The 20,388-nt window shown below is 64.0% G+C and carries 23 protein-coding genes; 14 read left to right on the top strand and 9 right to left on the bottom strand.

Annotation, left to right across the window (positions count from 1 at the left end; genetic code table 11):
- The 3 genes from Q0R16_RS17125 to Q0R16_RS17115 form a co-directional block, all read left to right on the top strand.
- Nucleotides 1-292, top strand: a 292-nt coding sequence (locus tag Q0R16_RS17125; RefSeq protein ID WP_295638954.1) for a S1/P1 nuclease, incomplete at its 5' end; no start/stop codon positions are given.
- 47 nt (nucleotides 293-339) lie between these two features.
- The gene (locus tag Q0R16_RS17120; protein WP_295638951.1) at nucleotides 340-1,557 is read left to right on the top strand and encodes an MFS transporter; all 1,218 of its coding nucleotides are present in this window, start codon (nucleotides 340-342) and stop codon (nucleotides 1,555-1,557) included.
- A gap of 246 nt (nucleotides 1,558-1,803) precedes the next feature.
- Complete coding sequence (locus Q0R16_RS17115; protein WP_295638973.1) at nucleotides 1,804-2,847, top strand: sensor histidine kinase; 1,044 nt, start codon at nucleotides 1,804-1,806, stop codon at nucleotides 2,845-2,847.
- A 54-nt stretch (nucleotides 2,848-2,901) separates the two neighbouring features.
- Here the strand turns inward: Q0R16_RS17115 and Q0R16_RS17110 are convergent, their stop codons facing one another.
- The 6 genes from Q0R16_RS17110 to Q0R16_RS17085 form a co-directional block, all read right to left on the bottom strand.
- On the bottom strand, nucleotides 2,902-4,743 hold the full coding sequence (locus Q0R16_RS17110) for a CocE/NonD family hydrolase (protein WP_295638969.1): 1,842 nt from the start codon (nucleotides 4,741-4,743) through the stop codon (nucleotides 2,902-2,904).
- Between the two features lie 186 nt (nucleotides 4,744-4,929).
- The gene (locus Q0R16_RS17105; protein ID WP_295638949.1) at nucleotides 4,930-5,325 is read right to left on the bottom strand and encodes a PilZ domain-containing protein; all 396 of its coding nucleotides are present in this window, start codon (nucleotides 5,323-5,325) and stop codon (nucleotides 4,930-4,932) included.
- Between the two features lie 169 nt (nucleotides 5,326-5,494).
- A complete protein-coding gene (locus tag Q0R16_RS17100) occupies nucleotides 5,495-6,595 on the bottom strand; it encodes a phosphotransferase family protein (protein WP_295638947.1) in 1,101 nt (366 codons plus the stop codon).
- A 10-nt stretch (nucleotides 6,596-6,605) separates the two neighbouring features.
- Nucleotides 6,606-7,697, bottom strand: a complete 1,092-nt coding sequence (locus Q0R16_RS17095; RefSeq protein WP_295638943.1) for a Zn-dependent alcohol dehydrogenase — start codon at nucleotides 7,695-7,697, stop codon at nucleotides 6,606-6,608.
- Between the two features lie 128 nt (nucleotides 7,698-7,825).
- The gene (locus Q0R16_RS17090) at nucleotides 7,826-9,124 is read right to left on the bottom strand and encodes an acyl-CoA dehydrogenase family protein (RefSeq protein ID WP_295638940.1); all 1,299 of its coding nucleotides are present in this window, start codon (nucleotides 9,122-9,124) and stop codon (nucleotides 7,826-7,828) included.
- A gap of 97 nt (nucleotides 9,125-9,221) precedes the next feature.
- Nucleotides 9,222-10,094: an SDR family NAD(P)-dependent oxidoreductase gene (locus tag Q0R16_RS17085; protein WP_295638937.1), complete on the bottom strand. Its 873-nt coding sequence runs from the start codon at nucleotides 10,092-10,094 to the stop codon at nucleotides 9,222-9,224.
- 181 nt (nucleotides 10,095-10,275) lie between these two features.
- On the opposite strand from Q0R16_RS17085, the gene Q0R16_RS17080 reads away from it, so the two are divergent.
- From Q0R16_RS17080 to Q0R16_RS17060, 5 genes are all read left to right on the top strand, one after another.
- Complete coding sequence (locus Q0R16_RS17080) at nucleotides 10,276-11,448, top strand: acyl-CoA dehydrogenase family protein (protein ID WP_295638934.1); 1,173 nt, start codon at nucleotides 10,276-10,278, stop codon at nucleotides 11,446-11,448.
- Between the two features lie 133 nt (nucleotides 11,449-11,581).
- Nucleotides 11,582-12,721 (top strand): acyl-CoA dehydrogenase family protein, encoded by a 1,140-nt coding sequence (locus Q0R16_RS17075; RefSeq protein WP_295638931.1) that lies wholly within the window; start codon nucleotides 11,582-11,584, stop codon nucleotides 12,719-12,721.
- Nucleotides 12,722-12,731: 10 nt separating this feature from the next.
- A complete protein-coding gene (locus tag Q0R16_RS17070; protein ID WP_295638966.1) occupies nucleotides 12,732-13,535 on the top strand; it encodes an SDR family NAD(P)-dependent oxidoreductase in 804 nt (267 codons plus the stop codon).
- Nucleotides 13,536-13,620: 85 nt separating this feature from the next.
- Entirely contained in the window at nucleotides 13,621-13,926 is a 306-nt protein-coding gene (locus tag Q0R16_RS17065; RefSeq protein ID WP_295638929.1) for an encapsulin-associated ferritin-like protein, read from the top strand.
- Entirely contained in the window at nucleotides 13,926-14,819 is an 894-nt protein-coding gene (locus Q0R16_RS17060; RefSeq protein WP_295638927.1) for an SMP-30/gluconolactonase/LRE family protein, read from the top strand. The genes Q0R16_RS17065 and Q0R16_RS17060 overlap by 1 nt, the downstream gene beginning before the upstream one ends.
- Before the next feature lie 3 nt (nucleotides 14,820-14,822).
- On the opposite strand, the gene gmk is transcribed toward Q0R16_RS17060, so the two are convergent.
- The 3 genes from gmk to Q0R16_RS17045 form a co-directional block, all read right to left on the bottom strand.
- The gene (gene gmk, locus Q0R16_RS17055) at nucleotides 14,823-15,494 is read right to left on the bottom strand and encodes a guanylate kinase (protein WP_295638923.1); all 672 of its coding nucleotides are present in this window, start codon (nucleotides 15,492-15,494) and stop codon (nucleotides 14,823-14,825) included.
- Between the two features lie 59 nt (nucleotides 15,495-15,553).
- The gene (locus Q0R16_RS17050; protein ID WP_295638920.1) at nucleotides 15,554-15,943 is read right to left on the bottom strand and encodes a hypothetical protein; all 390 of its coding nucleotides are present in this window, start codon (nucleotides 15,941-15,943) and stop codon (nucleotides 15,554-15,556) included.
- 63 nt (nucleotides 15,944-16,006) lie between these two features.
- A complete protein-coding gene (locus Q0R16_RS17045) occupies nucleotides 16,007-16,519 on the bottom strand; it encodes a ClpXP protease specificity-enhancing factor SspB (protein ID WP_295638917.1) in 513 nt (170 codons plus the stop codon).
- Between the two features lie 144 nt (nucleotides 16,520-16,663).
- Here Q0R16_RS17045 and hisB point away from each other — a divergent pair, with 144 nt between their 5' ends.
- From hisB to Q0R16_RS17015, 6 genes are all read left to right on the top strand, one after another.
- Nucleotides 16,664-17,266, top strand: coding sequence for an imidazoleglycerol-phosphate dehydratase HisB (gene hisB, locus Q0R16_RS17040; protein WP_295638914.1), 603 nt, complete (start codon nucleotides 16,664-16,666; stop codon nucleotides 17,264-17,266).
- A gap of 4 nt (nucleotides 17,267-17,270) precedes the next feature.
- Nucleotides 17,271-17,900: an imidazole glycerol phosphate synthase subunit HisH gene (hisH, locus tag Q0R16_RS17035; protein WP_295638911.1), complete on the top strand. Its 630-nt coding sequence runs from the start codon at nucleotides 17,271-17,273 to the stop codon at nucleotides 17,898-17,900.
- Entirely contained in the window at nucleotides 17,897-18,625 is a 729-nt protein-coding gene (gene hisA / locus Q0R16_RS17030; RefSeq protein ID WP_295638908.1) for a 1-(5-phosphoribosyl)-5-[(5-phosphoribosylamino)methylideneamino]imidazole-4-carboxamide isomerase, read from the top strand. Before hisH ends, hisA begins: the two co-directional genes overlap by 4 nt.
- A 244-nt stretch (nucleotides 18,626-18,869) precedes the next feature.
- Nucleotides 18,870-19,631 carry an imidazole glycerol phosphate synthase subunit HisF gene (hisF, locus tag Q0R16_RS17025; protein ID WP_295638905.1) on the top strand — a complete coding sequence of 254 codons (762 nt, stop codon included), beginning with the start codon at nucleotides 18,870-18,872 and terminating at the stop codon, nucleotides 19,629-19,631.
- Between the two features lie 4 nt (nucleotides 19,632-19,635).
- A complete protein-coding gene (locus Q0R16_RS17020; RefSeq protein WP_295638902.1) occupies nucleotides 19,636-19,962 on the top strand; it encodes a phosphoribosyl-ATP diphosphatase in 327 nt (108 codons plus the stop codon).
- An 11-nt stretch (nucleotides 19,963-19,973) separates the two neighbouring features.
- Entirely contained in the window at nucleotides 19,974-20,351 is a 378-nt protein-coding gene (locus Q0R16_RS17015; RefSeq protein WP_295638899.1) for a histidine triad nucleotide-binding protein, read from the top strand.
- Nucleotides 20,352-20,388: the final 37 nt, after the last annotated feature.

Genomic DNA, 20,388 nt, shown 5'->3' with positions numbered 1-20,388 from the left:
GGATACGGGGCTGGTCGATGACGAGCAGTTGTCCTACTCGGAAATGGCCGCATGGCTGGGCGCGCGGATCACGCCGGCTGACGTCAAGGCCTGGGGCAGCACCGATCCCACGGTGTGGATCGCGGAAAGCGCGGCGCTGCGTGACCGGATCTACCCCGACAAGGGCGTGACCAACCTGGGCTATCGCTACGTGTTCGATCACACAGCGCAGATGGAATTGCGGCTCGAACAGGGCGGCATCAGGCTGGCGGCCTATCTCAACACGCTATTTGCGCCGAAAAAGCACGGCTGAAACCGGCCTCTGGCGCCGGCTCCCTTCCTATCTCGAAAGCACCGCCGATGGCCGCACAGCGGCACCAGATCCTGTTTATCGTGATGACCATCCTGATCGATGCAATCGGGGTCGGCCTCATTCTGCCGGTACTGCCACGTCTGCTGATGAGCGTGGGTGGGATCGCACTGCCCCACGCGATCGAGATCGGCGCGTATATGGGGCTGGCGACGGCGTTTGCCTCGTTCATCGGCGCGCCGGTGATCGGCAACCTCAGCGATGCGTTCGGCCGCCGCACGGTGCTGCTGGTGGCGCTGGGCGGGCTGGTGCTCGATTATCTGCTGCTCGCAACCGCGCCCACGCTGACGCTGATCTTTGTCGGCCGCATCCTGTCGGGGCTGTTCGGCGGCAGCTATGGCGCCGCGCAGGCCTCGATCGCCGATATCACCGAGCCCAAGGACCGCGCGCGCAATTTCGGCATGGTCGGTGCGGCGTTTGGGGTGGGCTTCGTGCTCGGCCCGGCGATCGGCGGTCTGCTGACCACGCTGAGCCCGCGCGCGCCGTTCTACGCCGCCGCAGGGCTGGGATTGCTCAACTTCCTCTACGGGTTGCTCCTGTTCCCCGACACGCTGAAGCCCGAAAACCGGCGCCCGTTCACGCTGGCCCGCGCCAATCCGCTGGGCGCGTGGCGGGTGCTCCGTGCAAACCCCGGCATGTCGGGCATCGCGATCGTGCTGTTGCTGTGGCAGTTGGCCAGCATGGTCTATCCGCTGACCTGGAGCTTCTACGGCATAGCGCAACTGCACTGGACCGATCGCGAGATCGGCGTGAGCCTGGCCGTCGTCGGCGTGGTCATCGCCATCAGCCAGAGCACGATCACCGGCCGCGTGGTGCGCAAGCTGGGTGAGCGCGATGCCGCCAGCCTGGGCATGATTGGCGCGGCGTCGGGCTATCTGGCTTATGCCTTCATCACCAGCACGTGGATGGCCTATGCATTGATGCTGACGATCATCGCGCAGGCGCTGGTCCAGCCGAGCCTGCTGGCGATGCTGTCGCGCCGCGCCACCCCGCAGACGCAGGGCGAAGTCCAGGGCATCGCCGCCATGACGATGGGCGTCGGTTCGATCATCGGTCCGCTTGCGCTGACCCGCCCGATGGCGTTCTTCAGCGGTGGCGGGGCTCCGGTGCACTTTCCCGGCGTGGCGTTCTTGATTGCGGCGGTGGTGGCTGTTGTGGCAATGCTGGTGTTGCGCGGGTTGCCGAAGGCGAGCGAAGTGCCCGCATAGCGCTGGCATGGCCGCGCCAGCAGTCTGCCCCGCAGTTTGCCCTGGGGTCTGCCCAGCGGTCTGCCCAGCGATATGCAAGGTGCCGTTAGGCGAACCGGCCCAGACATGTTACCGCTTCGACATTACTCGACAACACCGACAGGCGTCCCGTGAATGGGGGACTTGTGCGCCTTCGCCTGCAACAACAAGGCTGACGATGGTGTTCCAGATGTGCAGCCTCGGCGATATGGGCCTCGTTTCGTGGCTATGACTCTGCCGGTGCGCTCCCTTGCCGAGGCAAACCTGCTGGCGCAGGCCATCGTCAACACCATCCCGGAACCCTTCCTGGTGCTCGATGCCGAATTGCGCGTGCTTGAAGCCAGCCGGTCGTTTTACGAGATTTTCAAGGTCGAGCCTGAGGGTACGCACGGGTGCCTGCTTTACACGCTGGGTCATGGCCAGTGGGACATCCCGGCGCTTCGCGACTTGCTCGAAAAGATCCTGCCCGAACGCGTGGCGATGGACGGCTTCGAGGTTGATCACGAATTTCCGGTGATCGGGCGCCGGATCATGCTGCTCAACGCGCGCAAGGTGCTGTTCGACCACAGCGACACCATCGCGATCCTGCTCGCCTTTCGCGATATTACCGATCGTCGCGCGATCGAACAGGAAAAGGCGGCGCTGCTCGCTCGCTCCGAAGAACTGCGACGGCAGAATGACGTGCTGCTCCAGGAAATGAAGCATCGCGTGGCCAACAGCCTGCAGATCATCGCCAGCATTCTCATGCTCCAGGCGCGGGCAGTGTCATCCGATGAAACCCGCTTTCATCTTCAGGACGCGCACAAGCGCGTAATGTCGGTGGCCGCGGTCCAGCGCCATCTCGACATGACCGACGGCATCGATCAGATCGAGGTCGGCAATTATCTCGACAAGCTGTGCGGCAGCCTGGGGGCTTCGATGGTGGCCGTAGATCAGCCGGTGACGATCATCGTCAAGTCCGACATCGGCATGATCCCCTCATCCAAGGCGGTCAGTATCGGCCTGATCGTGACCGAACTGGTGATCAATTCGCTCAAGTACGCGTTCCCCGACCGCAGGGCCGATGCCGCGATCCGGGTGGGATATACGATCGACGACGGCCGCTGGGCCCTGACCGTCTCCGACAATGGCGTCGGCAAGACGAAAGGTCAGCCGGCGAAAGCCGACGGCGGGCTCGGCACGACGATCGTTGCGGCGCTGGCAAAACAACTCGATGGGCGCGTGACAATGGATACCAGTGCCGCGGGGTATGCGGTTACCATCGGCCACTGAGCCGGCGGTTCCGCGTTGCCGGGGCCGCGATCGATGGTCTGAAATAACCGCCGGTCAACGCGCGTCCGCATCCTCCACCACCGGCAACATCACCGCGCTCGCCTCCGCGCCGCCGTGGAACACGCTCTGCGTCGCGGTTTTGTAGTCCGCTGCCTTGGCGTTGAAGATGTTGGGCACGAAGCTTTGCGGGTTGCGATCGTAAAGCGGGAACAGGCTCGACTGGATCTGCACCATCAGCCGGTGACCGGGCAGGACCACGTGATCGACGTTGGGTAGCGCGAACTTGTAGGTCTCCACCTTGCCCGGCGTCAGCGCGGCGGGCTGGCTGAGCGAATGGACATAGCGGCCGCGGAAGATCTCGATGCCGATCGCAAGCTGGTAGCCGGGATGCGCGGGCTTCGATCCCTGGTCGGTGCCTTCGGGGGTTTCATCGGGCGCCACGTCGATCAGCTTGACCACCCAGTCGCTGTCGGTCCCCGTCGTGGCGGCGTGGAGTTCCACTTCGGGCGCGCCCATCAGGTGGAGCGATTTCGTCAGCGGCGCGGTGCGGTAACTGAGCACGTCGGGCCGCCCGTCGACAAAGCGCTGGTCGCGCACCAGCCACGGCTTCCACTGCGCCGAATCGGCGGTGTTGATCGGGCGCGGGATATAGGGGACGGGGTGCGCGGGGTCCGACAGGTAGTCGTCATGGCCTTGGGCGGCCGGTGCGGTGAAGCCCGCCCCCATCGCGGAATCGAGGTAAAGCGGCTTCATCGTCCCCATCGGCCAGCGCGGAGAGGTGTTCCACTGGTTCGCTCCCGTGGCATAGGTAATCGCGCGCGGGGTGTGCGGATCGGGCGCGTCCTTGAGGTAGTGGTCGAAGAACGGCTTCATCCACTTTACCCGAAATTCCAGCGCGGTATCGCCGGCAAAGGTCAGCGCACCCAGGTCATAGCCATAATGGTTGACGCCCGAATGCCGCCATGGCCCGATCGCGAGGTGGACCAGCTTGTTGTCCGGGTCCTGCGGCAGAAGTGCCCGGAACACCGCCGGCGCGCCGTAGCTGTCCTCCTGGTCCCACTGGCCCAGCATCAGCAGCGTGGGCACCGTCAGCTTGCGCGCACCCATCCACTTGTCGACCGCCTGGAGGCTCCAGAAATCGGTATAGGCGGGGTTTTCCATGACCTTGCGCACCGAGGGGACGTTCTCGATCCCCCACTTCCGCGCAAAATCGCCGGCCGATCCGGCTTCGAGGTAGGCGGTGTAATCTTCTCCCGCCCCGCGCGCGATCTTGACGCCCGCATCGCCCTTGCCGGTGGCCATATCGAGGAAATAGTCGAACGATCCGGTCCGGAATGCGCCGTTGTGGAAATCGTCGTCGCCGATCCAGGTGTCGACCATCGGGCTCTGCGGCGCGGCGGCTTTCAGCGCGGGGTGCGGGTTGATCTCGGCCATCAGCGTGGTGAACCCGAGGTACGAGGATCCGACCACACCAACTTTGCCGTTGGTTTCGGGCACGTGCTTCACCAGCCAGTCGATGGTGTCGTAGGCGTCGGTAGATTCGTCGACCTTCGTGGTGTTTAGGGGGCCGATGATCGGGCGGGTCAGCACCCAGGTGCCTTGAGATCCGTGCATCCCGCGAATGTCCTGGTAGACGCGGATGTAGCCGTCCTCGACGAATTCCCTGTCCATCGCGGGCAGCACTTCGGTCAGCACCTGGCTCTGGTTGCGAGTGGTCGAACCCTTGGCGTCGTATGGTGTGCGCGAGAGCAGGATCGGCGCGTTTGCCGTGCCCTTGTGCATCAGGATCACGGTGTAGAGCTTCACCCCGTCGCGCATCGGGATCATCTCGATCCGGCGGACATAATCGGCACCGGGGCGGACCATGTCGTACTTTTCGACCACATCGGGGGTCATCGCAGTCACCGGGGGAGTCACCGGGCCGGCACCGATGGCGGCCTTGGGCGCAGCTTGTGCCGCAAGCGGGAATGCGAGGAGGGGGAGGGCGAGCAGGCGGAGCGAGCGGTTCATGCAGACCGCTGTAGTTTGGGCGCGCCGTGGCGGCAACCGGTTACAAGTTAAACCAGCTTGCGAAAAATCGGCCTAATCCAGCGAAAGCTCGCGCATGTGGTATTCGAAGGCTTGCGGTTGCAGCGCGCGCGTGAATTCGACCCCGGCGCGGTCTTCATCGACCCAGCGGACGATGGCCGCCAGGCGTTCGATCTTGCCGATCTTGATCGAGATAAACTGCCCCGGCCGAAGCGCCTTGCAGTCCCCATCGAGGCAGCAGCCGTGGCGCGAAAGATCGGCAATGGTAACGGGTTGCAGCGCGGTCTGGTGCGCAACCAGCATGGCGCCGGCCGAAATCGGCACGCGCTCTTCGCTGCGGGCTTCGGCCCCGGTCAATTCAGGCCTTGGCGTGTCGGATGCAGCAGCAACATTCGCATCGGGGTCCGGTCGTGCTGCCGAAAACAACCGGGCTGGTAAGGCAAAAGCCATGCAAGTCTCCGTTCGGCTTTGCGAGCCGGATTGCATGATCCCGCCATTCGCGCTCATGCGTCCCGGTCGCGACGAGCCGGTTCTGCACAAAACTTAGAATTTACCAATTAATAAACACATAACTCTGATTTCAGGGGAAGTTTCTTTCGATCCAAAATCGGTCAGAGCCTCATGCTCCGGCCTTTTCGGCAAATTCCCACGCCCGTTCTGCCAGCGGGTTGACGCGTTCCGACATCGTCTTGGCATGGTCGGATGAGGCGGTGCCGTCGATCACGCGCTTCTTGATGCCCTGCATGATGCCGGCCAGGCGGAAGAAGTTGTAAGCGAAATACCAGTTCATGTCGGGCACGCCATCGCGGCCCGTTGCCGCGCAGTAGCGGGTAACAACCTCATCGAGTTCGGGGATGCCGAGCGCCTTGCGATCGAGGTCCTGTACACCCGATCTACCCCCGTTTTCGGTCACCCACGCCATGCAAACGTACATGAAATCCGCCAGCGGATCGCCAAGCGTCGACAATTCCCAATCGAGCACTGCCAGCACTTTCGCCTCATCGTGCGCAAAGATCATGTTGTCGATGCGGTAATCGCCGTGGACCACCGAGGTGCGGGTCTGTTCGGGCAGCGTGGCCGGCAGCCATTCGATCAACCGCTCCATCTGCGGCATGGTCTCGGTTTCCGACAGGCGATACTGCCTGGTCCAGCGTTCGACCTGCCGGCCGAAATAGTTGCCCGGTTTGCCGTATGCCGAAAGGCCCGCCGCTTCGACATCGACCGAATGCAACTGCGCCAGCGTGTCGATCATCGCATCGTAAGTGGCGCGGCGGTAGGCGGGCGTGCTGCCGGGCATCGATCCATCCCAGATCGTCCGCCCGTCAACCATGCCCATCACGTAGAACCACGATCCGAGCACGGTTTCGTCGGTGCACAAGCCATATTGCGGCGCGACCGGGAAGCCACTGCCGAACAGGCCGGCCTGAACCCGGTATTCGCGATCGACCGCGTGCGCGCTGGGCAGCAGCACGCCGAACGGCTTGCGGCGAAGCACGTAATTCCCGGAAGCGGCTTCAATCTTGTAGGTCGGGTTCGACTGTCCACCTTTGAACTTCGAAAGCGTCAGCGGCCCGTTGAAACCGGCCACATTGGCTTCCATCCACCTGGTGAGCTTGGCCTCATCGAGCCGGTCGGCGCCTTCGGGGGCGATCGTGCCGGTAAACAGTGTTTCGGCATCGAGTGGGGCGGTTGCCGGAAGCGAAGGTGTCGCAGTCGTCATTGTAGTGCCCTTACTGGTCGAACACGATCACCGAGCGCGCCGAATGGCCGGCCTTCATCTTGTCGAAGCCCTGGTTGACTTGGCTCAGCGGGATGCGCTCGGCGATAATCGAATCGAGATCAAGCTGGCCGTTCAGATAGAACGCCACCAGCCGCGGCAGGTCGACCGGGAAGCGGTTCATGCCCATGATCGCGCCCTGGAGCTTCTTGCCCGAAAGCAGGTCCATCGCCGACAGCGAAACCCGGTGCGCCAGCGGCATCATGCCCAGGATCGTGGCGGTTCCGCCGCGTCGCAGCGAGGCTACCGCGAGATCGCCCGAAGCCGGCCGGCCGACGGCTTCGATCGCGTGATCGACCCCGCCCTTGGTCATCTCGACGATTTGTGCGCCAGCCAGCGGATCGGTTGCATCGATCACATCGGTGGCGCCGAGCTTGCGCGCCAATTCACGCTTTTCGGGCAGCGGATCGGCGGCGATGATCCGCCCGGCGCCGGCAATCTTCGCAGCGTTGATTGTGGCGAGGCCTACGCCGCCGCAACCGACTACCGCAACGGTTTCACCCGGCGTGACCTTGCAGGCGTTGAAGATCGCGCCGGCGCCGGTGGTGACCGCGCAGCCGATTACTGCGGCGCGATCGAGCGGCATGTCGCGGTCGATCGAAACGCAGGCGTGTTCGTGGATCAGCATCATTTCGGCAAAGGCCGAAAGATTGAGCATCTGGTTGATCATGCTGCCATCGCTGGCACGGGTGAGGCGCGGCGCTTCGCCCTTCTGGCGGCGGGTTTCGGCGCCCAGGCACAGCGCCATGCGGCCGGTGACGCAGAATTCGCAGTGCCCGCAGAACGCCGACAGACAAGTCACGACGTGATCGCCGACTTTCACCGTACGCACTTCGCTGCCGACCGCTTCGACAATACCCGCCGCTTCATGGCCGGGCACTGCGGGCAGCGCATGGGGATAGGTGCCCTCGATGAAATGCAGGTCCGAATGGCACAGCCCGCAAGCGTGGGTGCGGATCAGCACTTCGCGCGGGCCGGGCAGAGCCACGGCAATCGTGTCGAACTCCAGCGGCTGGCCGGGCGTTACGAGCAGGGCGGCTTTCATGGGGCACTCCGGTATCAGTCCCCCTCCCGCTTGCGGGAGGGGTTAGGGGTGGGCACTTGTTCTTCTTGAAGGCGGCGCCTGACGCGGCCCACCCCCTCCCCCTCCCGCAAGCGGGAGGGGGGCTTAAGTCAGCGTGATACGCCCACGTCACCCGAACTGAACGCCGGTTCGCGCGTGGTGCCATCGGGCTTGGGCATATGGCGGGCGAACTCGATCCTCGCCACCGCGCGGGCGTGAACTTCGTCCGGACCATCGGCGATCCGCAGCGTGCGCTGGTGCGCCCACGCTTCGGCGAGGCCGTAGTCTTCCGAAACGCCGCCGGCACCGTGCGCCTGGATCGCATCATCCAGGATGCGCAACGCCATGTTGGGCGCGTGCACCTTGATCATCGCGATTTCGAGCGCGGCGGCCTTGTTGCCGACCTTGTCCATCATGTCGGCCGCTTTCAGGCACAGCAAGCGGGTCATCTCGATGTCGATCCGGCCTGCGGCGATGCGCTGTTCCCAGATCGATTGCGAGGCGATGGTCTTGCCGAATGCCACGCGCGATTGCAGCCGCTTGGCCATCTTGCCGATCGCTTCTTCGGCCACCCCGATGGTGCGCATGCAGTGGTGGATACGTCCGGGCCCGAGCCGGCCCTGCGCGATCTCGAAGCCGCGTCCATCGCCAAGGAGCATGTTCGAGGCAGGAATCCGCACGTTTTCGAGCTGGATTTCCATGTGTCCGTGCGGTGCATCGTCATAGCCGAACACGGGCAGGTGCCGCACGATCGTCACGCCCGGCGCGTCGAGTTCGACCAGCACCATCGATTGCTGCTGGTGGCGCTTGGCCTCGAAATCGGTCTTGCCCATGACGATCGCGATCTTGCAACGCGGATCGCCCGCGCCCGACGACCACCACTTGCGCCCGTTGATGACGTAGCCATCGCCATCCGGCTTGATCGAGCATTCGATGTTGGTGGCGTCCGACGAGGCCACTTCGGGCTCGGTCATCAGGAAGGCCGAACGGATTTCGCCGTTCATCAGCGGCTTCAGCCACTTGTCCTTCTGTTCGCGCGTGCCGTAGCGGTGGAACACTTCCATGTTGCCGGTATCGGGCGCAGAGCAGTTGAACACTTCGCTGGCCCAGCCGCAGCGGCCCATTTCCTCGGCGCACAGCGCATATTCGAGATTGGTGAGGCCCGGGCCTTCGAATTCGAACGTGTCGTCCACGTGCGTGCGGCCGAACTGCGGCGGCATGAACAGGTTCCAGATGCCGGCGGCCTTGGCCTTGGCTTTCATCTCCTCGACGATCGGCAGCACCTTCCAGCGTTCGCCCTCGTCCTTCTGTTGCTTGTAGATGTGCGTGCGTGGGCGCAGTTCGGCGTCTACGAACGCCTTGACGCGGTCGCGCCAATATACTTGCCGTTCGGTGGGTTCGAAATCCATGGACTCTCTCCAAAAGCTGGCTGTTTTCGCGCGACTTGTGGCAGAGCCACGCAGTCGCGCCAAGCGGGAATTTAACCGATCGCTTAAGTTACTGCGATCAACCTGCGGCCGGCGCTTCGGCGAAGGCGCGCAAGGTGTCGAACATTCCGGGCGCTTCGCTGTCCCAGCTATCGCGCGTGCCGATGGTCAAACCGCCATCGACGATGATCGAGGTGCCGTTGACAAAGCCCGCCGCCTCGCTGGCCAGGAAGGCCACGGCTTCGGCGATGTCACGCGGCTGGCCACCGCGAGCGACCGGCTGCGCGTTGCTCGACATCTGGGCGATCATGGCCTTGGCGGTATCGACCCGATCATCGGGCATGCCCACCGCGGTTGTGAAGATGTTGGTGTTGATGAAGCCCGGCTGCACCGCGTTGACGCGGATGCCGTGTCTGGCAAGGTCCGCTGCCGCCAGCTTCGACATGTGCAAAACGCCCGCCTTGGCAATCGCGTAGGCGCTGGGCGAATAGCCCGAACCGATTGCCGCCACGCTGGAAGTGTTGACGATCGCCGCGCCGCCGGTGCGGGTGGACGGGCGGCCGATCATGTGCGGCACCGCATAACGCACGCCCATCGCCACCGAACGCAGCAGCAGGTCCATCGTGCGGTCCCAGCCTTCGGGTTCGATTTCGTCCATCTTGGCGCCGTCACCGCCCGCGCCGGCGTTGTTGAACACCACGTCGATCCCGCCGTGAGTGGCGGCGGCAAAGTCCATCAGCGCCTTGATCTGGACCGTGTCGCAAACGTCGCAAGTGAATGGCGTGATCGTGCCGGCCAACGCGGGTGCTTCGGCAATGAGCCGGGCAAGCCCGGCCGAGTCGAAGTCCGAGGCGATGACATGGGCGCCGTCCTGAGCGAAAAGCAGCGTCGTAGCGCGCCCGATGCCCGAGGCTGCACCCGTGATAACAGCACATTTTCCTGCGAATCGCATGGCATTCTCCCGCCTTGTTTTGTGCCCAAAGGATAGGTTCTGCGCGGCGTGGGTCAACGCTTCTCGGACCACTTGTGACCTGACGCTACGGCATCCATGGTTTCGCAAATGCACGGAAATCCGCGCTTGTCAGGGCTTCGTACTGGTCTTAACCTCTCGATTAACAAGAGGAGTGGAGAGCATGTCAGAACCCGCAAACGATCTTGGGCCATTCCGGGCCGAAGTCCGTTCCTGGCTCGAAGCCAACTGCCCGTCCGAAATGCGCGAACCCATCCGCGACGAAGCCGAAGTGTGCTGGGGCGGGCGCAATTATGTGCCGCACAGCCCGGCGCAAAAGGCCTGGCTCGATGCCTGCGTCGCCAAGGGCTACACCGTGCCCGATTGGCCCAAGGCTTATGGCGGCGCGGGGATGAGCGCGCCGCAAGCCAAGATCTGGCGCGAGGAATTGTCGCGGATCAACGCACGCTCGCCGCTCAACAGCTTCGGCATCTGGATGCTCGGACCCGCACTGCTCAAGTTCGGGACCGAGGAGCAGAAGGTCCACTATCTGAACGAAGTGGCGCAGGGCAAGATCCGCTGGTGCCAAGGTTATTCCGAACCGGGCTCGGGTTCGGACCTCGTTTCGTTGCAGACCTTCGGCGAGGATATGGGCGATCACTGGCAGGTCAACGGCCAGAAGATCTGGACCAGCTATGCCGACAAGGCCGACTGGATTTTCTGCCTGGTCCGCACCGACAAGGCCAGCAAGTACCAGGGCATCAGCTTCCTGTTGTTCGATATGGCGAGCCCCGGCGTCACCACCAAGCCGATCAAGCTGATCAGCGGCGCATCACCGTTCTGCGAGACCTTCTTCGACAATGTGAAGGTGCCCAAGAACCAGATCGTCGGCGAATTGAACCGCGGCTGGGACGTGGCCAAGTACCTGCTCGGCCACGAACGGGAGATGATCTCGGGCGCGGGCGGGACCGACCGGTCTTCGACCATCGGCGCCACGCTGTCGAAGAACGGGCTCGATGAACCCGTGCTGCGCGCCGAACTGGCCAAGTTCGATGTCGATGCGCTGGCTTATGCGGCGATGTCGGAAAAGTTCATGGACGAGGTCAAGGTCGGCAAGGGTCACCCGGCCAAGTCGAACATGATGAAATATTCGGGCACCGAGCTGAACAAGCGGCGGCTGGAACTGGTCATGGCCGGCGGCGGCAGCGAGGCGTTGGAATGGGACAGCATCGAGACGCAAGGCGGCGCGCGGCCGCGCAACTGGCTGAGGACCAAGGCCAATTCTATCGAGGGCGGCACCAGCGAGGTGATGCTCAACGTGATCGCCAAGCGCATCCTGGATTTGCCGGGGGCGTAAAAGCTCCCCGCCCGCTTGCGGGAGGGGCTGGGGTGGGCTGCGTCACGGCGCCATCCTTGTGGAAATAAGAAGTGCCCACCCCTTACCCCTCCCGCAAGCGGGCGGGGGACCAGGTAGGGTACAGGAGAGACAGATGCCGCTTTACCATTCCGAAGACCAGGCGATGCTCGCCGATACCGTCACCGGCTTCATGGCCGATGAGGGTTCGATCCCCAAGCAGTTGCGCCGCTGGCGCGATGCCGAATGCAAGGACGGCTTCGGCCATGAATTGTGGGGCAAATTCGCCGAGATGGGCCTGACCGGCATGCTGGTGAGCGAGGCCGACGGCGGCCTGGGCATGGGCCATGTCGAAGCCGGGATCGTGCTTGGCGAGATCGGGCGCAACCTCACGCCGTCGCCGTTCCTGACCACTTCGGTCATGGGCGTTACCGCGCTGGCGGGTGCTTCCGATGACGTGCGCGGGCGCTATCTGCCCGGCGTGATCGAGGGCAGGACCGTGCTGGCGATCGCCATCGACGAAGGCGCCAAACACCGCCCCGAACGCATCGCCTGCAAGGCCGAGCGAGCGGGCAACGGCTTCCGGCTGTCGGGCAAGAAGGACTTCGTGGTCCACGGCGCCAGCGCCGACATGCTGATCGTGGCGGCGCGCACATCGGGCGCGGATGATGACGACGCGGGCGTTACCCTGTTCGCGGTGCCGAAAGATGCTGCCGGGATCAGCCACAACAGCGTTCGGTTGGTCGACAGCGCGATGGCCAGTCACGTTACCTTCGACAACGTCGAATTGGATGGCGATGCGGTGATCGGCGAAGTCGACGGCGGGCGCGCATTGCTGAACAAGGTGCTCAGCGCGGGCCGGGTCGGCGCGGCGGCGGAGCAGTGCGGCGTGGCCTCGGGCGCGTTCGATCGCACCACCGATTACCTCAAGACGCGCAAGCAGTTCGGCAAGCTGATCGGCGAATTCCAGGGCCTCCAGCACCGCGCCGCGCACCTCTACGCCGAACTCGAAATCGCGCAGGCTGCGGCGATCAAGGCGCAGCAATTGCTCGATGGCGGGTCCGAGCGCGCCGACCTGATGGTCTCGGTGGCAAAGGCCAAGGCGGGCGAGGTCTGCAACCTGGCGGTGCGCGAAGGCGTGCAGATGCACGGCGGCGTAGGCATGACCGACGAATACGACATCGGGCTGTACATGAAGCGCGATCGCGCGCTGTCCGAATTCATGGGCGACCGGTTCTACCACACCGATCGCGTTGCCAAACTTAGCGGTTATTGAGGAATTGATGATGGATATTTCAAAGCTGTTCAGCCTCGAAGGCCGCATCGCGGTGGTTACCGGCGGGTCGCGCGGGATCGGGCGGATGATCGCCGAGGGTTACCTCGCGGCGGGCTGCGCCAAGGTCTATATCACCGCGCGCAAGGCGCAGGTGGTCGAGGAAACCGCGCACGAACTGGGTGATCGCTGCCACGCGTTGCCGGGCGATATCTCCAGCATGGCAGGCATGGAAATGCTGGCGCAGGACCTGGCGCAGCGCGAGAGCAAGCTCGACATCCTCGTCAACAACGCCGGTGTGGCCTGGGGCGCACCGTTCGAGGATTTCCCCGAGATCGGCTGGGACAAGGTGATGAACCTCAACGTCAAGACGCCGTTTTTCCTGACGCAAAAGCTGTTCCCGATGCTCAAGGCCGGCGCCAGCCCGCAACAATTGGCCAAGGTGATCAACATCGCCTCGATCGACGGGATGAAGCTCAACCCCTGGGATACCTACAGCTACCACGCATCCAAGGCGGCGATCCTTCAACTGACCCGGCGCATGGCAGTGCAACTGATCAAGGACAACATCGTCTGCACTGCGATCGCGCCCGGCGCCTTTGCTTCGGAAATGAACAAGGCCGCGGCGAAGAATGCCGACGTGGTGTCTAAAGGCATCCCCTCGGGCCGGATCGGTGACGAATTCGACATGGCCGGCGGTGCGATCTACCTCGCCAGCCGCGCGGGCGATTACGTGGTGGGAACCGCGCTGCCGATCGACGGCGGCGTGGTCAACGCCTCGGTTCCGCGCGATTTCGTCGATCCGTCCGGAAGCTGAATGGCCGGGCACTAAATCGTTTGCGGGGCGTTACGACGACTGTCGGTCGGGAGCGGCTGACAGCCTGAACGGAGATCGGTGAACCATGTCGAGCGAAACCCTGCACGAAACCAATCTGTCGAAGGAAACCCTCGACCTGCACCGCGCGATTTCGTCGCTGATGGAGGAACTCGAAGCGGTCGACTGGTACAACCAGCGGGTCGAAGCGGCCACCGATCCCGAACTCAAGCAACTGCTCGCGCACAACCGCGACGAGGAGAAGGAACACGCGGCGATGATGATCGAATGGATTCGCCGCCACGATCCCAAGTTCGACAAGCAATTGCGCACTTACCTGTTCGCCGAAGGCTCGATCGTCGAGGCCGAACACAAGGCTGAAGGCAAAAAGTAATGACGATGCCGCACCGCTTGCGCACGCTGGCCCCCGCCATCTATTTCGGCGAGGGGCCACGCTGGCGCAACGGGCGGCTCTATTTCTCGGATTTCTACGCGCACAAGGTCCTGTCGGTCACGCTGGCGGGCGAACAGCGCGTCGAACTCGAGGTCGATGGTCGGACCTCGGGACTCGGCTGGATGCCCGATGGTTCGCTGCTGGTGGTGCGGATGGAACTGCGGCAGGTGTGGCGCAAGTGGCCCGATGGCCGCTTCGAACTCCACGCCGATCTGGGCGAGCACGCGCACTATCTCGCCAACGACATGGTCGTCGATAGCCAAGGCCGCGCTTACGTCGGCAACTTCGGCTTCGATCTCGACAGCGAAATCCGCGCGCGCGGCGTGGAAAGCGTGATCGCCGACCATCCTCCCACGCCGATTGCGCTCGTCCAGGCGGATGGAACCGTCACCTCGGCGGCGGGCGACGAACGGTTCAGCTTCCCGAACGGCATGGTCATCACGCCCAACGGAAAGACGCTGATCGTCGGCGAAACGCTGGCTGGCCGACTGACCGCGTTCGACATCGCGCCCGATGGCCACCTCACCGGTCGCCGCGAATGGGCGCCGACCTGGCCGCGCGTGCCCGATGGCATTGCGCTCGATGCCGAGGGCGCGATCTGGATCGCCAACTCGATCGCGCCTGAATGCGTGCGGATCGCAGCGGGCGGCGAGGTGCTGGATGTGGTCGCAACCGACGGGCTCAACTGCTTTGCCTGCATGCTGGGCGGGCCCGAGGGCAAACACCTGTTCATGCTCGTCGCGCCCAGCAGTGATGGCGAAACTGCCGCGCGCAAGCCGCTCGGCAAAGTGCTGGTAACCGACGTCGCGATGCCGGCGGCAGGGCTGCCTTAAGTCCTAGGCGATCTGGCCCCGCATCAGTTCGCGCACGAAGCCGATCAGCCCGGTCTGCCGCGCGCGCTTCATGCGCTCGGCGGCGAGAATCTCGCGGACCTTTTCGAAGCATACGTCCACATCGTCGTTGATCACCACGTAGTCATAACCGTCCCAGTGGCTGATTTCGGCTTGCGCGCGCGCCATGCGGGCGGCGATCACTTCGCCGCTGTCGGTGGCGCGATTGGTCAGGCGGCGATTCAATTCGACCAGGCTGGGTGGCAGGATGAACACCCGTGCCACGTCGGTCTGCGCCTTCTGGTAAAGCTGCTGGGTGCCTTGCCAGTCGATATCGAACAGGAAATCGCGGCCTTCTTTCAGTCCGCCGCGGATCTGCGCCTTGGGGGTGCCATAGCTATGGCCAAACACGGTGGCCCATTCGTAGAACTCTGATTCTTCCACCATCCGTTCGAAAGTCTGCTGGTCGACGAAGTGGTAATCCACTCCATCCTGTTCGCCGGGGCGAGGGTGCCGCGTGGTGACCGAAACCGACATCGCGATTTCGGGATCGCTGTCGAGCAGCATCCGCGCAATCGTGGTCTTGCCCGCGCCCGACGGAGACGACAGGATGAACATCAACCCGCGGCGGTGGAGCGTGTCGGCGGGATTGGAATGCAAGGCGATGGAATCGGGCATGCGCGCTAATGGCGCAGCGGCAGGGACATGGTCAACCCGCGCCGTCATTTGGCCCGCAGTCAGCCGTCGGCGGGTTCACCCTTCCGTGCCCTCGCGCGCGCCTTGCGCCGATCGTACAGCGTTTTGGCGAGCATCCCACCGCCGATCACGATCGCGCCGGGCACCGATCGCGTAGCCACCCGCGCCAACGCGGTGGACACCAGCGTCTGGCCCATGGTGCGCGATTTAACATGGCGTTCGGCCCGTTCCTTGCCCACTTGCGGCGTCAGGAACGCCCTTTCGACCACGTGGCGCAGCAGTTCTCCGCCGCCGCGCAAAGCAAGATCGGCCAGCACCAGGTTGGACACGGGATTGGCAGCGCGAACCGCGCGTTCGGCCTGGCGCCTGGCCTTGCGGGTCAGCTTCGTGCCACCGGCTTTCAGGGCTTTCGCGGTGGGTTTGCCGACCATTGCTTCGCGTTCCTCAGGTTGGGCGCGAGGTCGCGGACAAATCGTCCGAACGTTGCTCGCGCGCTACTTCTTGCGCCCGAAATCGACCGTCACGACATTCGAGCCATCTTCGGCCTGAACGGACGCGGGGCTGCCGGGTTCCGTACCATCCTCGGGCGAATCGTTTTCGGCGTCTTCGTGGGGCTGGTGTTCGGGTTCCTCGACTTGCGCCTGGAACTGAAGCCCGAAATCGACCGCCGGATCGACGAATGCGGTAATCGCGGAGAACGGAATGTGCAGCTTGGAAGGGATCTGGTTGAAGCTGAGGCCGACGCTGAACGAATCGGCTTCGACCTTGAGCTCCCAGAACTTGTTCTGGAGCACGATGGTCATTTCATCGGGAAAACGTTCGCGCAGCACCACCGGGATCGCCACGCCGGGGGCGTGCGTCTTGAAGGTTATGTAGAAGTGGTGGTTGCCGGGCAGCATCCCGCCGGTCGTTTCCACTTGGCCGAGCACGCGGCCGACCACTGCGCGCAAGGCTTCCTGGACGATCTCGTCATAGGGGATCAGGCTGTCGGGTGATGTGTCGTTCATTTCATCGCACACCTGACCGTGACGGGCGGCGCGGTCAAGAGGGCACGAAGGTGCGGTGCGTTGAATCGAGTGGAAGTGGATTTGTGAAGCCGCCCGATCGGCGGGCGGATTGATTCTGCACCGTGATGCGCCTAACCGCCGCGCATGACAGCTCCGCGCACCGGCCAGGTCAGCCGCAAAACCGCAGAAACCGCAATCGACGTGTCGGTGAACCTCGATGGCACCGGGATTTACGACGTTGCTACCGGTATCGGCTTTCTCGATCACATGATCGAACAGTTCGCGCGGCATTCGCTGATCGATATCGTGTGCAAGGTTGAGGGCGATCTCCACGTCGATCAGCACCACACCACCGAAGATAGCGCGATCGCGATCGGGCAGGCCATATCGCAGGCGCTGGCCGACAAGCGTGGAATCGTACGCTATGGCAGCGCCTATTCGCCGATGGACGAGGCTTTGGCGCGGGTGGCGCTCGACATTTCGGGGCGGCCGATCCTGGTTTGGAAGATGGAGTTCACGCAGCCGCGGCTGGGTGAAATGGACACCGAGCTGTTCGAACACTGGTTCCATTCGATTTCGCAGGCCGCCGGCATCACGCTGCACATCGAGACGCTTTACGGCCAGAACAACCACCACATGATCGAAGGTATCTTCAAGGGCTTTGCCCGCGCGATGCGCCAAGCCGTGGAGATCGATCCGCGCAAGGCCGACGCGGTGCCGTCGACCAAGGGCATCCTCGGCGGATAGGGGCATGGCGGAAACCATCGCTCTCATCGATTATGGCGCGGGCAACCTGCGCTCGGTCGCCAATGCGCTCAGGGTGGCGGGCGCCGAGCACGTTGAGATCACCGCCGACGTCAACGTGGTGCGCGCGGCCGACCGGATCGTGCTGCCCGGCGTAGGCGCATTCAAGGCTTGTGCCGAAGCGCTGAACGCGGTGCCGGGGCTGGTTGCGGCGATGGAAGAACGCGTACACATCGGCGGCGCGCCGTTCCTCGGCATTTGCGTCGGCATGCAATTGCTGGCCGATCAGGGCGTTGAGCACGGCATTACCCCCGGCCTCGGCTGGATCGCCGGCGAAGTGCGCGCGATCGAATGCACCGATCGCGCGATCAAGATCCCGCACATGGGCTGGAACGATGTTTCGCCAATGCCGCACACCGATGGCGCCAGCCTGATCGAGCCGGGCGAGGCCTATTTCCTCCATTCGTACCATTTCGTCCCCGACCACGGCGCAAACATCGCAGCGATGACCGACCATGGCGGCGGGCTGATCGCGGCGGTGGCGCGCGACAACCTGCTGGGCGTGCAGTTCCATCCCGAGAAAAGCCAGGGCTATGGACTGGCCATGCTCACGCGCTTTCTGGAGTGGAAGCCATGATCGTATTTCCGGCCATCGACCTGAAAAACGGCCAGGTCGTGCGACTGGCCGAGGGCGACATGGACCGCGCCACGATTTATGGCGACGATCCAGCCGCGCAGGCGATGCTGTTCGCCGAAGCAGGTGCGCAGCACCTCCACGTGGTCGATCTCGACGGCGCCTTCGCGGGCGAGGCGGTCAACCGCGTGGCGGTCGAGGCGATCCTCAGGCAGTTTCCCGGCCACGTGCAACTGGGCGGCGGCATCCGCACGCCGGTCGCGGTCGATGGCTGGTTCGATCTGGGCGTGGCGCGCGTGGTGATCGGCACCGCGGCGTTGAAGAACCCCGAATTCGTCAAGGACATGGCCCGCGCTTATCCCGGCGGGATCGTGGTCGCGGTTGACGCGCGCGACGGCATGGTGGCGACCGAGGGGTGGGCCGAAGTCTCGACCGTCTCGATCGTCGACATGGCGCGCCGCTTCGAGGATGCCGGGGTGGCGAGCCTGCTGTTCACCGACGTCGGCCGCGACGGCATGCTCAAGGGTTGCAACGTCGATGCAACGGTCGATCTGGCGCGTGCAACGCGGTTGCCGGTGATCGCCAGCGGCGGCGTGAAGGGGCTGGACGATATCCGGATGCTGGCGCTGCACGCCAATGACGGGATCGAGGGCGTGATCACCGGGCGGGCGTTGTTCGAGGGGCGGCTCGACTTGGCGGCGGCGCTGGCGATGGCGGCGAAGGCGTGAATATGGCGCGGGTCCTGTGTATCATCATCCTTTTATTGGTGACTGCGCGAGCGGCTATGATTTTTCGAGATTTTCGCTCAAACCAAGCGACAATAATGCGAATGCCGACCCTCTGGCGGCCAAGTGCAGCGCCAATCAGTTTTGACCGGCAAACGCGTCCCGCAGTTTTCTGGGCTGTAACGACGGGACAAGCGTTAGCTACAGCAATCCTACTGGTTGCCGTAACGAATATCCTGGTGACTCGATGACCGTCCGCATCCGCGTCATCCCCTGCCTCGATGTGCGCGATGGGCGCGTGGTCAAGGGCGTGAACTTCGTCGATCTCAAGGACGCCGGCGATCCGGTCGAGCAGGCGCGCGCCTACGATGCGGCGGGCGCCGACGAATTGTGTTTTCTCGATATTTCCGCCAGCCATGAGGGCCGCGGCACGCTGCTCGACGTGGTGCGGCGCACCGCCGAAGTGTGCTTTATGCCGCTGACCGTGGGCGGCGGCGTCCGCTCGGCCGAGGACGCGCGCGCGCTCCTGCTGGCCGGGGCGGACAAGGTCGCGGTCAATTCGGCGGCGGTGTCGCGGCCCGAAGTCGTGGCCGAGATCGCCGCGCGCTTCGGCAGCCAATGTATCGTCGGATCGGTCGATGCGCGGCGGGTCGAGGTTGGCCGCTGGGAAATTTTCACTCACGGCGGCCGCACGGCAACGGGGATCGACGCGCTCGAACACGCCGTCCGTTTGGCGGACCTCGGCGCAGGCGAATTGCTCGTCACCTCGATGGACGGCGACGGCACGCAAGCCGGTTACGACCTCGATCTGACGCGTTGCATTGCCGATGCAGTGTCGGTGCCGGTGGTGGCGAGCGGCGGTGTGGGCACGCTCGATCACATGGTCGAAGGCGTCACCAAGGGCCACGCCAGCGCGGTGCTGGCCGCCTCGATATTCCACTACGGCACGTATTCGATCGCCCAGGCCCACGCCGCCTTGCGCGCCGCCGGCCTGCCGGCAAGAGGCTGAAGCGATGGATCATGCAAGCATTCTCGCCCGGCTGGAAGCTACGATTGCGGAGCGCGCCAAGGCTGATCCGCAAGCCAGCTACGTCGCCAAACTCCACGCCAAGGGCCTCGGCAAGATCGCGCAGAAGCTGGGCGAGGAAGCGGTCGAAACCGTCATCGCCGCACTTACCGAAAGCGAGGCCGAACTGGTCGGTGAGGCAGCCGACCTCATGTTCCACCTGATGGTCTTGCTCGGTGCCAAGGGCGTGGCATTCGACACTGTGCTGGCCGAACTCGAACGCCGCGAAGGCACCTCGGGCATCGCCGAAAAGGCATCCAGAACAGAGGATTGAGGAGACCCGCGATGGCCGTCGATGCAACCCAACCCTATGATGATCAAAACATCTTCGCCAAAATCCTGCGCGGCGAAATCCCGAACAAGACGGTGTACGAGGACGACTTCGCGCTCGCGTTCCACGACATCAACCCGCAAGCGCCGCTGCATATCCTGGTGATCCCCAAGGGCGCGTATGTGAGTTGGGACGACTTTTCCGCCAAGGCCAGCGACGCCGAAATCGCCGGATTTGTCCGCGCCGTCGGCCATGTCGCGCGCGAGCAGGGGCTGGTCGAACCCGGATACCGGCTGCTCGCCAACACCGGCACCCAGAGCCACCAGGAAGTGCCGCATCTGCACGTGCATGTGTTCGGCGGAAGACCGATGGGGCCGATGCTGGCGCGGTGAAGCGACGCTGATCCGCGATGCGGCGTTAACCAGCATT

Source organism: Novosphingobium sp., assembly GCF_025351285.1.
GTDB lineage: Bacteria > Pseudomonadota > Alphaproteobacteria > Sphingomonadales > Sphingomonadaceae > Novosphingobium.
The sequence above is the reverse complement of the archived record's forward strand: the minus strand, read 5'-3'. Positions and strand labels throughout refer to the sequence as shown.

What these genes read in the sequence shown, in the direction of transcription:
- Q0R16_RS17120 (WP_295638951.1), top strand. Translation starts at nt 340, where the DNA reads ATGGCCGCACAGCGGCACCAGATCCTGTTTATCGTGATGACCATCCTG.
- Q0R16_RS17115 (WP_295638973.1), top strand. Translation starts at nt 1,804, where the DNA reads ATGACTCTGCCGGTGCGCTCCCTTGCCGAGGCAAACCTGCTGGCGCAG.
- Q0R16_RS17110 (WP_295638969.1), bottom strand. Translation starts at nt 4,743, where the DNA reads ATGACCCCCGATGTGGTCGAAAAGTACGACATGGTCCGCCCCGGTGCC.
- Q0R16_RS17105 (WP_295638949.1), bottom strand. Translation starts at nt 5,325, where the DNA reads ATGGCTTTTGCCTTACCAGCCCGGTTGTTTTCGGCAGCACGACCGGAC.
- Q0R16_RS17100 (WP_295638947.1), bottom strand. Translation starts at nt 6,595, where the DNA reads ATGACGACTGCGACACCTTCGCTTCCGGCAACCGCCCCACTCGATGCC.
- Q0R16_RS17095 (WP_295638943.1), bottom strand. Translation starts at nt 7,697, where the DNA reads ATGAAAGCCGCCCTGCTCGTAACGCCCGGCCAGCCGCTGGAGTTCGAC.
- Q0R16_RS17090 (WP_295638940.1), bottom strand. Translation starts at nt 9,124, where the DNA reads ATGGATTTCGAACCCACCGAACGGCAAGTATATTGGCGCGACCGCGTC.
- Q0R16_RS17085 (WP_295638937.1), bottom strand. Translation starts at nt 10,094, where the DNA reads ATGCGATTCGCAGGAAAATGTGCTGTTATCACGGGTGCAGCCTCGGGC.
- Q0R16_RS17080 (WP_295638934.1), top strand. Translation starts at nt 10,276, where the DNA reads ATGTCAGAACCCGCAAACGATCTTGGGCCATTCCGGGCCGAAGTCCGT.
- Q0R16_RS17075 (WP_295638931.1), top strand. Translation starts at nt 11,582, where the DNA reads ATGCCGCTTTACCATTCCGAAGACCAGGCGATGCTCGCCGATACCGTC.
- Q0R16_RS17070 (WP_295638966.1), top strand. Translation starts at nt 12,732, where the DNA reads ATGGATATTTCAAAGCTGTTCAGCCTCGAAGGCCGCATCGCGGTGGTT.
- Q0R16_RS17065 (WP_295638929.1), top strand. Translation starts at nt 13,621, where the DNA reads ATGTCGAGCGAAACCCTGCACGAAACCAATCTGTCGAAGGAAACCCTC.
- Q0R16_RS17060 (WP_295638927.1), top strand. Translation starts at nt 13,926, where the DNA reads ATGACGATGCCGCACCGCTTGCGCACGCTGGCCCCCGCCATCTATTTC.
- gmk (WP_295638923.1), bottom strand. Translation starts at nt 15,494, where the DNA reads ATGCCCGATTCCATCGCCTTGCATTCCAATCCCGCCGACACGCTCCAC.
- Q0R16_RS17050 (WP_295638920.1), bottom strand. Translation starts at nt 15,943, where the DNA reads ATGGTCGGCAAACCCACCGCGAAAGCCCTGAAAGCCGGTGGCACGAAG.
- Q0R16_RS17045 (WP_295638917.1), bottom strand. Translation starts at nt 16,519, where the DNA reads ATGAACGACACATCACCCGACAGCCTGATCCCCTATGACGAGATCGTC.
- hisB (WP_295638914.1), top strand. Translation starts at nt 16,664, where the DNA reads ATGACAGCTCCGCGCACCGGCCAGGTCAGCCGCAAAACCGCAGAAACC.
- hisH (WP_295638911.1), top strand. Translation starts at nt 17,271, where the DNA reads ATGGCGGAAACCATCGCTCTCATCGATTATGGCGCGGGCAACCTGCGC.
- hisA (WP_295638908.1), top strand. Translation starts at nt 17,897, where the DNA reads ATGATCGTATTTCCGGCCATCGACCTGAAAAACGGCCAGGTCGTGCGA.
- hisF (WP_295638905.1), top strand. Translation starts at nt 18,870, where the DNA reads ATGACCGTCCGCATCCGCGTCATCCCCTGCCTCGATGTGCGCGATGGG.
- Q0R16_RS17020 (WP_295638902.1), top strand. Translation starts at nt 19,636, where the DNA reads ATGGATCATGCAAGCATTCTCGCCCGGCTGGAAGCTACGATTGCGGAG.
- Q0R16_RS17015 (WP_295638899.1), top strand. Translation starts at nt 19,974, where the DNA reads ATGGCCGTCGATGCAACCCAACCCTATGATGATCAAAACATCTTCGCC.